Here is a 15,276-nt window from a genome sequence, read left to right on the forward strand (position 1 = left end):
ATCCGCGCGCACGCGCACCAAGACCCGCGGGCCCGCGGTTTCTACCATGAACACCATGAAAACCGTAGACATTATCGATTCGCACACCGGCGGTGAACCGACCCGCCTGGTGGTGTCGGGTGGCCCGGACCTCGGCGGCGGCACGCTCGCGCAACGGCTCGACGTTTTCCGCACGCGCTTCGACGACTGGCGCGCGGGCATCGTCACCGAACCGCGCGGCTCGGACGTGGTGGTCGGCGCGCTGCTGTGCGAGCCCGACGATCCCGATTGCGCGGCCGGCGTGATCTTCTTCAACAACGTCGGCTATCTCGGCATGTGCGGGCACGGCACGATCGGGCTGGTGGTGTCGCTCGCGCACATGGGGCGTATCGGCCCGGGCCGGCATCGGATCGAGACGCCGGTCGGCGTGGTCGAGGCGACGCTGAACGACGACGGCAGCGTCGCGGTGCGCAACGTGCCCGCGTATCGCTATCGCGCGGCGGTATCCGTCGATGTGCCCGGCTACGGCGTGCTCAAAGGCGACATCGGCTGGGGCGGCAACTGGTTCTTTCTGGTCGCCGGGCATGAGCATGGGCAGCAACTCGACGCCGCGCGGCTCGCGCATCTGACTGCGTTCAGCTCGGCGATTCGCGATGCGCTGATCGCGCAGCACATCACCGGCGCGAACGGCGCGCTGATCGACCATATCGAGCTGTTCGGACCGGGTTCGCGCGACGGCCTCGACAGCCGCAGTTTCGTGCTGTGCCCCGGCAATGCGTACGACCGCTCGCCGTGCGGCACCGGCACCAGCGCGAAAGTCGCGTGTCTGGCCGCCGACGGCAAGCTCGCCGAGGGCGCGGTGTGGCGGCAGGAGAGCATCATCGGCAGCGTGTTCGACGCGAGCTATCGCGATGCCGGCGACGGCGTCCACGTGATTCCGACCATCACCGGTCACGCGCACATCATGGCCGAGGGGCGCCTGTGCTTCGACGAGCGCGATCCGTTCGCGTGGGGCATTCGCACCGCATGAGCGCGGACGCGGTGGTGATCGGAGCGGGCATCGTCGGCGCCGCGTGCGCGGCCGAACTGGCCGCGCGCGGGATGCGGGTCGACGTGCTCGACGCGCAACGGATCGGCGGCGGCGCGACCGCGGCGGGCATGGGCCATATCGTCGTGATGAACGACTCGCCCGCGGAGTTCGCGCTGAGCCGCTATTCGCGCGAGCTGTGGCTGGAACTCGCGCCGCAGTTGCGCACGCGCGACGCGTTCGCGCGCTGCGGCACGCTGTGGGTCGCCGCCGACGACGAAGAGTGGCAGGCCGCGCGCGCGATGCACGCCGGCTTCGCGGCGCAGGGCGTCGCCGCGCAACTGCTCGATGCGAGCGCGTTGCGGGCTTGCGAGCCGGCGCTCGCGCAATCGATGGCGGGCGGGTTGCGGATCGAGCACGACAGCATCGTCTATGCGCCGACCGCGGCCGAATGGCTGCTTACGCAATCGCCGCATGCGGCGAATATTCGGGTGCGGCTGGGCGCGGCGGTTGTGTCGGTTGGCGCTAATGGGACTGCTGGGGTTAATAGGGCTAATGGCGTCACGCTGGCGGACGGCGAGCGCATCAGCGCCGCGCACGTGATCGTGGCCAACGGCATGGGCGCCGCGCAATTGTTGCCCGCGCTGCCCTTGCAACCGAAAAAGGGCCATCTGCTGATCACCGACCGTTACCCCGGGCTGATTCGTCATCAACTGCTCGAACTCGGCTATATCAAGAGCGCGCATCACGCGACCGGCACGTCGGTCGCGTTCAATGCGCAGCCGCGCCCGACCGGGCAATTGCTGATCGGCTCGTCGCGCCAGTTCGACACCACCGATCCCGCGGTCGAAATGCCGGTGCTCGCGCGGATGCTGCAACGCGCCGCGCAGTATTTGCCGGCGCTGCCGACGCTCAGCGGGATTCGCGCGTGGACCGGTTTTCGGGCGGCATCGCCGGATGGTCTGCCGTTGATCGGGCCGGCCGGCGGCTTCGTGCCTGCAGTCGCGGGCGATGCCGCGTCCGGTGTCTGGCTCGCGGTCGGTCACGAAGGACTTGGCGTGACGACCTCGCTCGCGACCGCGAAGCTGCTCGCCGCGCAGATCGTCGGCGGCGCGGCGGCGATTCCGGCCGAGCCTTATCTGCCGGTCCGTTTTGCCGAACAGGTGACGCATGATTAACGATCGATCCGCGCGCGTGCGTTTGACCGTCGATGGTCGGGCCATCGACGTCGCAAGCGGCACGACCGTCGCCGCGGCGCTCGCGATCGCGGGTGTCGCCGGCGCGCGGCGCTCGGTCAGCGGCGAGCCGCGCGCGCCGCTGTGCGGGATGGGCGTGTGCCAGGAATGCCGCGTGACGATCGATGGCCGCGCGCACGTGCTCGCGTGCCAGACGCTGTGCCGCGACGGTCAGCGCATCGACACACAAACACAGCCGGGCGACGCATGACGCAGCCACTCGCACAACACTTCGACATCGTCGTGATCGGCGCCGGGCCGGCCGGGCTCAACGCCGCGCAGGCGGCGGCGCGGGCCGGCGCGACGGTCGCGCTGATCGACGACAACCCGCGCGCCGGCGGTCAGATCTGGCGCCAGGGACCGGCTTATCCGCCGCAGGCGCCGTTGGATGCGCTGCTCGCCGCATTGCAGACCCAGCCCGGCGTCACCAACTGGCCGTCGACTCGCGTAATCGCACCGCTCGGCCGGCAGGGCTTGCTGCTCGAATCGGCGCAGCACGGCGGCGTGTCGATCACATACGAGCGCCTGATCCTTGCGGCCGGCGCGCGCGAACGACTGCTGCCGTTCCCCGGCTGGACCTTGCCCGGCGTGACCGGCGCCGGCGCGTTGCAGGCGCTGATCAAGGGCGGCCTGCCGGTGCGCGGCGAACGGATCGTGATCGCGGGCAGCGGACCGTTGTTGATCGCAGCGCTCGCGACCGCGCGCGACGCCGGCGCGCACGTGATCGCGGTGGTCGAGCAGGCGCCGGCGGGCGAGGTCGCGCGGTTTGGCGCTTCGCTGCTGCGCGAGCCCGCCAAGCTGCGCCAGGCGTTCGGCCTCACGCGCGGTTTCGCCGGGCTGCGCTACTGGACCGGCAGCATCGTGCGCGAAGCGCGCGGCGCCGGACGCGTGCAGCAGGTGACGATCCGGCGTGGCGCGCGCGATGTGACGCTCGACTGCGAGCGCGTCGCGTGTGGGTATGGGTTGCTGCCGAATGTGACGCTCGCGCAGGCGCTTGGGTGTGCGATCAACGACGCCGGTGAAATTGTCGTCGATGCCGAACAGCGGACCTCGCTCGACTACGTGTACGCGGCGGGTGAGTGCACTGGCGTCGGCGGCGCGGAACTCGCCTGTGCGGAGGGCGAGATTGCCGGATTGCTGGCGAGCACGGAGATAGCGACGCAAGCCGCGGCGCGACGCGGTATGCAAGCCGCCACGCAAGCTGGTACGCAAGCTGGTACGCATGCCGCCGCGCATTCCACCACGCAAGCTGGTGCATCCCCCACCGCACACGCGGCGCCGGAACCCGCCACCCACGCCGCCGCGCTGCAACGACTGATCGCGCAGCGCGCGCGCTGGCGACGCTTCGGCGCGCGGGTCGCGGCGTCATTTGCGTTAGGAGACGCCGCCCGCACTCCGCCCGCCGATTCGACTTTGATATGCCGCTGCGAAGACGTGAGCATCGGCGACGTGCGCCGCTGCGCCGACTGGCGCGACGCGAAGCTGCAAACGCGTTGCGGGATGGGCCCGTGCCAGGGGCGCATCTGCGGCGCGGCCGCGAACCTGTATTTCGGCTGGCCGTCCGCCGCACCGCGTTCGCCGTTCAGCCCCGCGCGAATCGACACGCTGATGAGCGCGGCCGAGCCGCCAGCGGGCGCGTGATGACGGATGGAAGCGCTCGCGCGGCGGATTTTGGCGGCCAGCGGGCGGCTCTATAATCGATCGCAACCGGCCGCGCGCGCTGGCAACCCGGCACCCGCGACCAACCGTAATCACGAGACCCCGACCACGGAACCCGCACGATGAACACGCTGGCCAATCCGCTCGAATCGGACGAAACGACGCTCTCCGGCATGCTGACGCACTTCAGGTTGCTCGAGCCGGTGTTCGACGCGATGCCGGACGTCGTGTTCTTCGTGAAGGACGCCGACGCCCGCTACGCGCTCGTGAACCGCACGCTGGCCTCGCGCTGCGGCTTCAAGGACAAGGCCGCGCTGCTCGGCAAGACCGCCGAGGACGTGTTCCCGCGCCGCTTCGGCCGCGTCTACACCGCGCAGGACAAGGCGATCATCGGCGTCGGCAATCAGATGCTCGATCAGCTCGAACTGCATCTGTATCCGGGGCGCCAGCCGGGCTGGTGCCTGACCTGCAAGCAGCCGCTGCGCGACGCGAGCGGCAAGGTGGTCGGCCTCGCCGGCATCTCGCGCGACCTCAAAGCCGACGAAAGCAGCCACCCCGCCTACAGCCGGCTCGCCGCGGTCGTGCAGTCGATCCAGCAAAACTACGTGCAGCCGCTGAACCTGAAGCAACTGGCGGCGATGGCGGACATGTCGGTCGCGCAACTGGAGCGTTATTTCCACAAGGTGTTTCATCTGACGCCGCGCCAGGTGCTGCTGAAAACCCGGCTCGACGCGGCGACCGCGCTGCTGGTGTCGAACGACAAGGTCACCGACGTCGCCGCGCGCTGCGGCTACACCGATCACAGCGCATTCACGCGGCAATTCAAGGCGACGGTCGGCGTGACGCCGACCGAATACCGGATGCTGCTGCACGGCACCATGCGCAACTAGCCCGCATTCTCTGGGTAATCGTGTAATGGCTGGCCGGCATCACTACTACGTGTACGTCGTCGCGCTCGACGACCGGGTCTGGAACGAGGCCCGGTTTCGTCGCGCGAATCCGGATTACCGGTTTCTCAAACCCTGCGTTTATGTCGGCATGACCGGGCTCGATCCGGACTTGCGCTTCGATCGCCACAAGGCCGGCATCCAGTCCAATCGCTATGTGCGCGACTACGGTCTGCGCCTGCTGCCCGAACTCTACGAGGTGTACAACCCGATGCCGTATCGGGGCGCGCAGGATATGGAAGTGGAACTGGCGATCGGGCTGCGCGAGGCGGGGTACGGGGTGTGGCAGGCGTGAGCGGCTGCGCGCTCGGGTGAACTCGCTTGAGTATCGCGGCCAAAAATGGAAAAGGCCGCGTCGACTGCAAATGCCGGCGCGGCCCTGGAAAGATTCGGAGAGGTTCGTCAGGCGGCTGCGCGTGACGGGTGACTGGCTAGTTACTTGATACCGAGGCCGCGCAGCACCGCATTGCCTTCCTTGGTCAGACGGATATGCGGGGTGCCCGCATCGTTCGAAATGGTCTCGACGAGACCCGCCTCATAAAGCTGCGGAATCTCGGGTTTCGCGGACGCGTCGATCGGCGCGTGCAGCAACAGCAGCAGCGTCGCCAGTTCGTGATGGCTCAGCAGACGGCGCAGCATCGTCGGCCGTTTGGCCGGTGTCGGGTTGGTATTCGGTTCGGGCTGGTTCATGGAGCACACCTCGTGCGGTGACATGTCCGGGCATCTTGCGGACGAAGTCTTAAACGATTCTTAAGACTCCATTGTCCTGTAACACCGTGACATGAACATTGCAAAAGGCTGGAAAAAAGCCGCCCGAAACCTTGCGTTATGCGCACCAAAACCTTACGGGGCGCAGGTTTTGGCCGCCGCTTCGATCCACAGATTGCTGACGTGGCGCTTGCCCGCATAGAAACGGTAAGTCGTCGCGCCGGCGTCGCTGCGCACCTTGATCACGTTGGAGTCGCCGAAGTCGAGCATCTGGCCCTGCGGGATCGCGGTCGACTTGAACGACGCATTGTGCTTGTTGGCCAACTGGGTCAGGCAGGCGACCACATCGTCGACCGAGCGTTGCGTGGTCGTGTCCGTGACGGGCTCGCCGGCATCCGGATTTTTCTGGAAATACGCGCAAGCGCTGAGCAGCAGCGGAAGGGACAGGACTACAACGAACTTCTTCATGGCTCTCCTGGCGTTGATTCGGCGGTTCGGCGGACGGTCCGGCGCGCGCGCCGAGCATTGCGCACATGACGCGGGCTGGACTGCAAAAGAGGCGCCATTATATCGAGACGGCGCGGCGGACCCGGTTGGCACGCAGGTCGCGTGCCTGAACGCGTTTCGTGGAGAAGGGCGCTGCCGCTTATGCGGATCGCTTAGCGGCAGCGCACGAGGACGTCCGCTTACTTACGCCGCTGCGCCTGCGCGGCCAACCGCACCGCCGCATTGGCCGCGCCATAGCCGTCGTAACCGCCGCGCCGCTCGACGATCTCGAGGAAGAAGCGCTGGTCGAGCTGTTCGGTGTACGCGTGGAAGAACTCGCCGCCGCGCTCGTCGCGGTCGTAGAGGATGTTGTTCGCGCGCAGCGCTTCGAGCATCGTGTCCGACAGCGCGTAGCGCGCTTCGAGGTCGTCGTAGTAATTGCGCGGGATGCGCAGCACCGGCACGCCGTCGGCGACGAATTCGGGGATCGCGCTGAAGATGTCGCCGGTGCTGAACGCGACATGGCTCAGACCCGAGCCGTGATACGTGTGCAGCGCCTCGGCCACCGCCGTATGGCGATCCACCGATGCATTGAGCACGATCCGCACCGAGCCGTCGTGGCTGCGCAGCGCGCGGCTGCGCACGAGGCCGTACGGATCGGGCACCAGCACGCCGGCTTCCGCCTGGAAGCCGAGCGCGGTGCGCAGGAACAGCACCCAGGTATCGAGGGACTCGGCCGGCACCGACAGGCACACGTGATCGATCCGCGTGAGCGGCCCGACTTCGGTCGGCCCGTTGACGTCGGTCAGCACGAAATCGGCTTCGAACAGCGTCGGCTGATCCGGGGTTTCGTCGACGAAATAGTTCAGGCTGCTGTCGGGCGCCTGGACCGCGGGCAGCGCGCGCTCGTTCGGGCCGATCTGGCCGGAGAACGGCGCGTAGCCGAAGCCGGCCGCGCGCTCGAACGCCTGGCTCGCATCGTCGACGCGAAACGCCGACGCGCACAGCGACAGCCCGTGCTGCTGGAAGAACGCGTTCGCGAACGAATCCGGTTCGGCGTTCAGCACGATCGAGGCCGCGCCGTGCTGGAACAGCGTCACGTCTTTCGAGCGATGCTCGCCGGCCTGGCGGAAGCGCAGCCGGCCGAGCCAGTCGACCAGCCGCTCGCGCGTGGTCGGGTCGACCGCGAATTCGAGGAATTGATAGCCGACGTGCGCGGGCGCCGCCGGCGAGCGGTACAGATCGGTCGCGGTTTGTTGCTGTTTTTCGAGCAGCTCGCGGGTCTGCTCTTCGAGGAACAGCAGCGAGCGATGACCGTCCGCGGCGGTGATCGTGGTCGGCGCGGCGCGGAAACCGTCGTTGAAAATCTCCAGCGACAGCGGCCCCTTGTAGCCGGCCTTGACGACCTGCGCGGTGAAGTTCGCCAGATCGAAGTCGCCCTGACCGGGGAAGCAGCGGTAGTGGCGGCTCCATTCGAGCACGTCCATCGCGAGCTTCGGCGCGTCGGCGATCTGTACGAACGCGATGCGCTCGCCCGGAATATCGGCGATCGCGTCCGGCGTGTCGTTCAGCGACAGCGTATGGAAGCTGTCGAGCACCAGCCCGAGATTCGGATGATTGACCGCGTCGACCAGCTTCCACGCATGGCGGTAGGTCTTCACGTGCTTGCCCCACGCCAGCGCTTCATAGCCGGCGATCACGCCGGCCGCTTCGGCCGCGCGCGCCAGCGCGCCGAGCTGGTCGATCATCAGCGCGTCGTCGCAGATCGTTTCCGGCGACACGTTGCTGCACACGAGGATGCGGTCGGTGCCGAGCTCGTGCATCACGTCGAACTTGCGCCTGGCCCGTTCCAGATTGCGTTCGAGCCGCTCCGGGCTGACCCCGTCGAAGTCGCGGAACGGCTGGAACAGCATGATCTTCAGCCCGAGATCGTCGGCGATCCGGCGCACGTCGGCGGGCGAGCCGTCGAAGTACAGCAGATCGTTCTCGAAGATCTCCACGCCTTCGAAGCCGGCCGCGCGGATCGCGCTCAGCTTCTCGACGAGGGTCCCGCTAATCGACACGGTGGCAATCGAACGTTGCATGAACGGCTCCTACGGAAAACGAACAGACGAAGGTGAAAACGTAAGCGGGCAAACAGGTGGGAAGCGCCGGCCGGCGCCGGCTCGACAGCTTGCTGCGTTGCGCAAAATGGGCCACTTCGTTACCCACCTCAGCAAGACGCAAGCCAGAAAACTCCCACACTAGCCGCGAGTTTCGATAGTCTATACAAACTAACTAGATGGTACAAATTCGTACAAACCCCGAATGACGGCGAGCGCGGATGCGCGCACACTTCGCTACGCGTCGAAAGAGCGCCGCGCATGCCGCGCCTCTACACGCGTTTTACATTGCAGGAGTCGTCGTCATGGGCTTTGCCTCCGTACGGGTCCTGAACGGACCGAATCTCAACCTGCCCGGCACCCCAGAGCTATAGGCTCGCGCTGGAACGGATGGCGACAATTCTTAAGGATAGGGCGGTGAAATGAACACTCAAGCGAACACTCAACCCAACCCGCGCGACGATGCGCAGATCGCCGCGCTGGCGAATGCCCAGGCGAGCTTGCGGGCGACCCCGCAGTCATACCTGGTCGGCCTGATCGGCGCCGGCATCAGCGGCTCGCTGACCCCGGCGATGCACGAGGAAGAGGGCAGCAAGCTCGGTCTGCATTACGTGTACCGGCGCATCGATCTGGACGCGCAGAAGCTCGACGCGTCCGCGTTGCCGGAGCTGCTGACCGCGGCCGAACGGACGGGCTACAACGGTCTGAACATCACCTACCCGTGCAAGCAGGCGGTGATTGCGCTGCTCGACGATCTGTCCGACGAAGCGCGCGCGCTCGGCGCGGTCAATACCGTGCTGTTCAAGGACGGCAAGCGCATCGGTCACAACACCGACTGTTCCGGTTTCACCCGCGCGTTCCAGCGCGGTCTGCCGGGCGTCGCGCTCGAGCGCGTGGTGCAGCTCGGCGCGGGCGGCGCGGGCGCGGCGGTCGCGCATGCGGCGCTGAGCATGGGCGCCCAGGCGTTGACGCTGTTCGACGTCGACGCGAACCGCGCGCAGTCGCTCGCCGCCGAATTGCAGCAGCGTTTCCCGAACGCCAAGGTCAGCGCGGGTACCTCGCTCGCGGACTCGATGGCGGCCGCGCAGGGGCTGATCCACGCGACCCCGACCGGCATGGCGAAACTGCCGGGCCTGCCGCTGCCGGCCGAATTGCTGCACCGCGACCTGTGGGTCGCCGACATCGTTTATTTCCCGATTCGCACCTCGCTGCTGCAGGCCGCCGAGGCGCTCGGCTGCCGCACGCTGAGCGGCGGCGGGATGGCGGTCTACCAGGCGGTCGACGCGATGCGCATTTTCACCGGCCTCGAACCGGATGCCGAGCGCGTGTACACCCATTTTCAAGCGCTGTTGCAACGCTAACCGGCCGCGTAAAGACCGGCACACAAGCTGAGGAGACTATCAGGACATGCAGCAATCGGTTCATTCCAGCAAACCCGCGCAAAACGGCCGGACGGTGAGCACCGGCCGCCGTTCGAAAGCGCGTTACAAGATCCTCGCGCTGCTCGCGATCGGCACGATGATCAACTACCTCGACCGCACCGTGCTCGGCATCGCCGCGCCGCAGCTGACCAAGGAACTCGGCATCAACGCCGCGCTGATGGGTCTGCTGTTCTCGGTGTTCTCGTGGAGCTATGTGGCTTCGCAGATTCCGGGCGGTCTGTTTCTGGACCGCTTCGGCAGCAAGCTCACGTACTTCCTGTCGATGACTTTCTGGTCGCTGTGCACGCTCGCGCAAGGTCTGGTCAGCGGGATCGGCGGCCTGTTCGCGTTCCGGCTCGGGCTGGGCGTGTCGGAGGCGCCGTGCTTCCCGACCAATAGCCGCGTGGTCGCCACATGGTTCCCGCAAAGCGAACGCGCGATGGCGACCGGCACCTACACGGTCGGCGAATACATCGGCCTCGCGTTTTTCAGCCCGTTCCTGTTCATGCTGATGGGCGCGTTCGGCTGGCGCTCGCTGTTCCTCGTGGTCGGCGGCGTCGGTATCGTGTTCGGCGTGATCTGGTGGATGCTGTATCGCGAGCCGCGCGATCATCCGTCGGCCAATCAGGAAGAACTCGACTACATCGAAGCAGGCGGCGGTCTCACGCATAGCAACCAGAGTGCGGATGCCGCAGCGGAGCCGAAGAAGAGCGGCTTCCAGTGGGGCACGATCGGCAAGCTGCTCAAGCATCGTCAGCTGACCGGCATCTGTCTCGGCCAGTTCGCCGGTAACTCGACGCTGGTGTTCTTCCTCACGTGGTTCCCGACTTACCTCGCCACCGAGCGTCACATGGCGTGGCTGAAGATCGGCTTCTTCGCGATCATGCCGTTCATCGCGGCGTCGATCGGCGTGATGTTCGGCGGCGTGTTCTCCGACTGGCTGCTGCGCCGCGGCGTCTCGGCGAACGTGGCGCGCAAGCTGCCGATCATCGCCGGCCTGCTGCTCGCGTCGACGATCATTCTCGCGAACTACGTGGAAAGCAACGTGGTGGTGATCGCGATCCTGTCGGTCGCGTTCTTCGCGCAAGGGATGGCCGCGCTCGGCTGGACGCTGGTTTCCGATATCGCGCCGGAAGGTCTGCTCGGCGTGACCGGCGGCATCTTCAACTTCGCGGCGAACCTGGCGGGCATCATCACGCCGCTGGTGGTCGGTCTGATCGTCGCGGCGACCGGCTCGTTCGTCGGCGCGCTGGTGTTTATCGGCGTGATCGCGCTGGTCGGCGCGCTGTCGTACATCTTTATCGTCGGCGATATCAAGCGGATCGTGCTGGTGGATTGAGCGGTCTCGCGGGCCGTCGTCGCGGGTCGACGACGGCCGGTTGCTGTACCCGGATCCCCGGTTGTTGTCGCGAAAGCGGCGATGACCGGGGATTTTTGCGTTTGGGGCGGGGAGTGGCCAAGCGGGCGTCAAAGCACGCCTAGTTATAGGATGTCTTATAAACTCGCTAAATTCAGTAAAAACTACTGCGTACGGAGGTGGAAATTACATTGCGTAATTTTCTAAAAACTACGTTGATTCTCAATAAATTAGAGGGTAATCACACGAATCAATGCGACAAAAGTAATTTCTGAGCATTACACCGTCCTACAAGGGTAAACCATCTTGTATGACATCCCACCAATAAAGAGAATGCCTACTACATAATTTTCGAGTCGTAACTTGAAACCATTGGAGGGGACATGAGGACGGGATTGTTGGCGATCGCAGTGGCATGCATGGCGTTGGCCGGTTGCGGCGGCGGGGTGTCGGGCAGCGATAGTGATTCGCAAGCGGCGGCAACGCCGTCGAAGCCGGACACGCCGGCTTCGTCCCCGCAGGTGAGCACGACCTTCAACGTCGCGGACTACGGCGCGAAGGGCGACGGCTCGACCGACGACACCGCCGCGATCCAGAAAGCGCTGAACGCGGCGAGCGCCGCGAAGGGCACGGTCACGTTCCCGCAGGGCACCTTCATGACCGGCGCGCTGTTCGTCGGCTCGAACACCACCGTGCAACTCGACGAAGGCGTGACGCTGAAGGCGATCCAGGCGCAGACGTGGTGGAACGTCGAGACCACGATCGCGTCCGGCGTGACCAACGGCTTCTATCCGGACGGTCTCGCGCTGTATCCGCAGGTGCCGACCCGCGTGCAGGGCATCGAGATGAACTGGGCGTCCGCGCTGATCAACGTGCGCAACGCGCAGAACGTGACGATCACCGGCAAGGGCGTGATCGACGGCAATGGCCAGGCGTGGTGGACGCACTATTACGCGGACGGCACGTCGTTCCACTCGTCGCTGGGCGTCGGCTGGGCGCTGAACTGGGACGAACAGCGGCCGCGCGGGATCGAAACCTATGAGTCGAGCAATGTGACGATCAAGGACGTGACCGTGCAGAACTCGCCGTTCTGGACCATCCACCTGTGCTATTCGGACCAGCTGCATCTGGACGGCGTGAAGGTCTACAACTTCCCGACCGCCGCGACCGGGATCATGCCGAGTACCGACGGCATCGATATGGACTCGTCGACCAACATCCTCGTCGAGAACGCGGACATCGTCGCCAACGACGACGGCTTCGTGATCAAGTCGGGCCGCGACGGCGACGGGCTGCGCGTGAACAAGCCGACCGCCAACGTGGTGATCCGCAACTCGACGGTGCGCGCCGGCGCGACGGCCTTCACGATCGGCAGCGAAACCTCGGGCGGCGCGAACAACATCGAAGTGTCGAATATTCAGGTGTCGCCGCTGACCGGGCAGATCAACAGCAACGTCGGCTACAAGGCGGGCGGCCCGGCCGTGTATAGCGTGTTCGTGTTCAAGTCGGCGCCGACGCGCGGCGGCACGATGGAAAACGTCTACGTGCACGACATCAATGTCGACGACGCGTACTACTTCATGCAGGGCAACGAGAACTGGCCGGCCGGTGGCACGGTGCCGGCGACGTTCGGCACCACTTACCTCGAACCGTCGTACTGGCCGTCGATTCTCGCGATGCCCGCGAATGCTTCGGATGGCTATCCGATTTACCGCAACTTCAAGTTCGAGAACATCAACATGAAGCACGTCGAGAGCGCGGTGTTCGGCGTGACCGGTTATACGATCGCCGGCGAAGCGGAGAAGGGGCGTTTCACCAACTTCACGTTCAACAACGTGAACATCACGGCGTCCAAATCGTCGGGTGCTTCGGTGGGCGCGGGGTCGATTGCCAATGCCGGCAACTGGACCTTCACCAACAGCACGATCAAGGACGCGGCGGGCAACAACCTCGTGCCGACGCTGGCGGCGACGTCGACCAACGTGACCGGTTTGCCGGGGCAGTAAGCGGCTGAATGGACCGCGCGCTTCGTGATGTGGCGTGCGGCGCCAGATAAAAAAACGGGAGGCGGTTTTCACCGCCTCCCGTTTTGCATTCGTGCATTTGAACCGCCGCGCAATGCGCGCGCGGTCAAGCTTCCTTTTTCACGTAGCGCAGGATCATATCGACGATCATCGCCCGATGACGCGCGCGCAGCCGCGGATGCGACGGGTCGCGGCCGAACGCGGTGCCGAACGTATGACGGTTGCCCACGCGGTGAAAGCACATCGAGCTGATCATCAGATGCAGGTCGATCGGATCGATGTCGCTGCGGAACTGCCCGGACGCGATACCGCGCGCGAGCAGATCTTCGATCGTGTGAATCACCGTGACGTTGCGGCCTTTGAACGTCTTCACCTGCTCGACGTATTTCGCGCCGTTGATGTTTTCGATCGTCACGAGGCGCACGAAATCGCGTTGGCGGTCGTGGTAGTCGAACGTGAATTCGACCAGCGCGCGCATGCCCTCGACCGGGTCGAGTTCGCTGATGTGCAGATCCTGTTCGAGCGCGCGAATGTCGCCGTACACCTTTTCCAGCACCGCCTGGTACAACCCTTCCTTGCTGCCGAAGTAGTAGTACAGCATGCGCTTGGTGGTGTTCGTGCGTTCCGCGATCGCATCGACGCGTGCGCCGGTCAGGCCCATCGCGGAGAACTCCTGGGTCGCGACGTCGAGGATGTTGCGTTTCGTCTGCTCCGGATCGTACTTGCGCCGGGTGTCGCCACGCCGGACGTCGCTACGACGGGCATCGGCAGTGGGTGTCTCCTGGACGATGCCGTTGCTATCAGGCTCGGTGGCCTTGCTTCCCTTTTTCATTGTGTATTCAAGCGGCAGTGACGGCGCATTCTAGCATGGGCAAACCCGCCTCCGGCGCGGCTTTCGGGCTTGGGCTGGGCTTCGGCGGGGCGTCGTTGGATTGTGACCGGACATCGCTGGGAGAGCCGGCAACGCCCGTCGATTTTTACAGACGCCTTACGTGACAGGCCGCGCGGGGCGGCGGCGCGCGGCCCACGCATCGCGCGTTTGCATCGCGCTGTAGGTCAGCTGCGCGGCGGCCAGACCGAGCGCGCCGTAGGTGCGAGTCAGGCCGAAGGCCGCGAACGCATCGGGCACCGGCCGCTCGCCGGCGATCGCCGCCGCGAGCAGTTCACCGGACACGGTGGTCGGCGCCATCCCGTGACCGCCGAAGCCGACCGCGTACCAGACGCCGTCCGTGCTGCGGCCGATCTGCGGCATCTTGTGGCGCGCGTAGCTCATCAGGCCGCCCCATGCATATTCGATACGCACGTCGTGCAATTGTGGGCAAACCTTCAGCAGATCCTGGCGCAGCAGCCGCGCGATCGCGGCCGGTTCGCGGTCGCGCACCGAGATGCGGCCGCCCCACAGGATGCGCGTGTCGGGCAGCGGCCGGTAGTAGTCGAATGCGAAACGGGTGTCGTAGATCGCGGCGCGGGTCGCGATTGCGTCGGACAGACGCGCGCCGAGCGGTTCGGTGGCCATCACGTAGGTGGCGATCGGCAGCACCGCGCGTTCGACTTGCGCATACACGTTGCGCGCATAACCGCCGCCGGCCATCACGACGTGACGCGCGTCGAGCGCACCGTGCGAGGTCTGCACGACGAAGCCGGCGCCGTCGCGTTGCAGGCTGACGACCGGCGAGTTTTCGTGGATCGTCACGCCGGCTCGCGCGGCCGCCGCGGCGACCCCGAGCACGTACTTGAGCGGATGGAAGTGGAACGCGTTGCGCTCGAAGAGGCCGCCGTGATAGCGGTGCGTGTTCAGTTGCGTCGCGAGTGCATCGGCGCCGAGCGGTTCCCAGTCGACGCCGAACGAATCGCGCATCAGCCGCCGCTGGGTGTCGAGCCGTGCGGGTTCGTCGAACCAGTTTGCGAGGATCACGCCGGCGTCGGTCGCGTCGCAATCGATCCGGTAGCGCGCGATGCGTTTGCGCATCAGATCGACCGCGTCGGTGGTCAGCGTATAGAGTTCGCGCGCGCGGAGCGGGCCGAGCGTTTTCAGCAGGTCCGCGCAATCGAGGCTGTAGCCGCCGAACACGAAGCCGCCGTTGCGGCCCGACGCGCCGAAGCCGACTTGCCGCGCTTCGAGCACGACGACGTCTTCGACGCCGCGCTCCGCGAGTCCCAACGCGGTGGACAATCCGGCGAGTCCGCCGCCGACGATGCACACGTTGGCGCTGCGCCGGCCATTGAGCGGCGTGTACGCAGAAGGGCGGGTGACGGTCGCTTCGTAGAAACTTTGCATGGGACTAGAGCCTCTGAAGAGGCCCTAGCGTAGCGGCAATCGCGGGTGGGCGT

Annotated in this window: 14 protein-coding genes; 9 read left to right on the forward strand and 5 right to left on the reverse strand. The window is 66.0% G+C overall.

The window, feature by feature from the left end; all coding sequences use genetic code 11:
• The first annotated feature begins 46 nt into the window (after positions 1–46).
• The 6 genes from BTH42_RS07875 (at position 47) to BTH42_RS07900 (ending at position 5,142) form a co-directional block, all read left to right on the forward strand.
• Positions 47–1,009 carry a 4-hydroxyproline epimerase gene (locus tag BTH42_RS07875; RefSeq protein ID WP_075297585.1) on the forward strand — a complete coding sequence of 321 codons (963 nt, stop codon included), beginning with the start codon at positions 47–49 and terminating at the stop codon, positions 1,007–1,009.
• Positions 1,006–2,184, forward strand: coding sequence for an FAD-binding oxidoreductase (locus tag BTH42_RS07880; protein WP_075297587.1), 1,179 nt, complete (start codon positions 1,006–1,008; stop codon positions 2,182–2,184). The genes BTH42_RS07875 and BTH42_RS07880 overlap by 4 nt, the downstream gene beginning before the upstream one ends.
• Positions 2,177–2,452, forward strand: a complete 276-nt coding sequence (locus tag BTH42_RS07885; RefSeq protein WP_075297589.1) for a 2Fe-2S iron-sulfur cluster-binding protein — start codon at positions 2,177–2,179, stop codon at positions 2,450–2,452. Before BTH42_RS07880 ends, BTH42_RS07885 begins: the two co-directional genes overlap by 8 nt.
• Positions 2,449–3,882 carry an FAD-dependent oxidoreductase gene (locus BTH42_RS07890; protein WP_075297591.1) on the forward strand — a complete coding sequence of 478 codons (1,434 nt, stop codon included), beginning with the start codon at positions 2,449–2,451 and terminating at the stop codon, positions 3,880–3,882. Before BTH42_RS07885 ends, BTH42_RS07890 begins: the two co-directional genes overlap by 4 nt.
• Before the next feature lie 140 nt (positions 3,883–4,022).
• Complete coding sequence (locus BTH42_RS07895; RefSeq protein ID WP_075297593.1) at positions 4,023–4,790, forward strand: AraC family transcriptional regulator; 768 nt, start codon at positions 4,023–4,025, stop codon at positions 4,788–4,790.
• Between the two features lie 25 nt (positions 4,791–4,815).
• Positions 4,816–5,142, forward strand: coding sequence for a hypothetical protein (locus tag BTH42_RS07900; protein ID WP_075297595.1), 327 nt, complete (start codon positions 4,816–4,818; stop codon positions 5,140–5,142).
• 140 nt (positions 5,143–5,282) lie between these two features.
• Here BTH42_RS07900 and BTH42_RS07905 read toward each other — a convergent pair whose 3' ends face one another.
• The 3 genes from BTH42_RS07905 to BTH42_RS07915 all read right to left on the reverse strand — a co-directional run bounded on the left by BTH42_RS07905 (position 5,283) and on the right by BTH42_RS07915 (position 8,125).
• Positions 5,283–5,537, reverse strand: coding sequence for a hypothetical protein (locus BTH42_RS07905; protein WP_075297597.1), 255 nt, complete (start codon positions 5,535–5,537; stop codon positions 5,283–5,285).
• 153 nt (positions 5,538–5,690) lie between these two features.
• Complete coding sequence (locus BTH42_RS07910; RefSeq protein WP_075297599.1) at positions 5,691–6,023, reverse strand: hypothetical protein; 333 nt, start codon at positions 6,021–6,023, stop codon at positions 5,691–5,693.
• Between the two features lie 218 nt (positions 6,024–6,241).
• Complete coding sequence (locus tag BTH42_RS07915) at positions 6,242–8,125, reverse strand: bifunctional sugar phosphate isomerase/epimerase/4-hydroxyphenylpyruvate dioxygenase family protein (protein ID WP_075297601.1); 1,884 nt, start codon at positions 8,123–8,125, stop codon at positions 6,242–6,244.
• A 440-nt stretch (positions 8,126–8,565) separates the two neighbouring features.
• Between BTH42_RS07915 and BTH42_RS07920 the strand changes: the two genes are divergently transcribed.
• The 3 genes from BTH42_RS07920 to BTH42_RS07930 all read left to right on the forward strand — a co-directional run bounded on the left by BTH42_RS07920 (position 8,566) and on the right by BTH42_RS07930 (position 12,927).
• The gene (locus tag BTH42_RS07920) at positions 8,566–9,504 is read left to right on the forward strand and encodes a shikimate dehydrogenase (RefSeq protein WP_075297603.1); all 939 of its coding nucleotides are present in this window, start codon (positions 8,566–8,568) and stop codon (positions 9,502–9,504) included.
• Between the two features lie 46 nt (positions 9,505–9,550).
• The gene (locus tag BTH42_RS07925; protein ID WP_075297605.1) at positions 9,551–10,903 is read left to right on the forward strand and encodes an MFS transporter; all 1,353 of its coding nucleotides are present in this window, start codon (positions 9,551–9,553) and stop codon (positions 10,901–10,903) included.
• 401 nt (positions 10,904–11,304) lie between these two features.
• Positions 11,305–12,927: a glycoside hydrolase family 28 protein gene (locus tag BTH42_RS07930; RefSeq protein ID WP_083654695.1), complete on the forward strand. Its 1,623-nt coding sequence runs from the start codon at positions 11,305–11,307 to the stop codon at positions 12,925–12,927.
• A 124-nt stretch (positions 12,928–13,051) separates the two neighbouring features.
• Here BTH42_RS07930 and BTH42_RS07935 read toward each other — a convergent pair whose 3' ends face one another.
• Together BTH42_RS07935 and BTH42_RS07940 are read right to left on the reverse strand one after the other, a co-directional pair.
• On the reverse strand, positions 13,052–13,777 hold the full coding sequence (locus BTH42_RS07935) for a TetR/AcrR family transcriptional regulator (RefSeq protein ID WP_075297609.1): 726 nt from the start codon (positions 13,775–13,777) through the stop codon (positions 13,052–13,054).
• Positions 13,778–13,933: 156 nt separating this feature from the next.
• A complete protein-coding gene (locus tag BTH42_RS07940) occupies positions 13,934–15,223 on the reverse strand; it encodes an FAD-binding oxidoreductase (protein WP_075297611.1) in 1,290 nt (429 codons plus the stop codon).
• Between the last annotated feature and the right edge of the window lie 53 nt (positions 15,224–15,276).

The organism is Burkholderia sp. SRS-W-2-2016, from assembly GCF_001931485.1.
GTDB lineage: Bacteria > Pseudomonadota > Gammaproteobacteria > Burkholderiales > Burkholderiaceae > Paraburkholderia.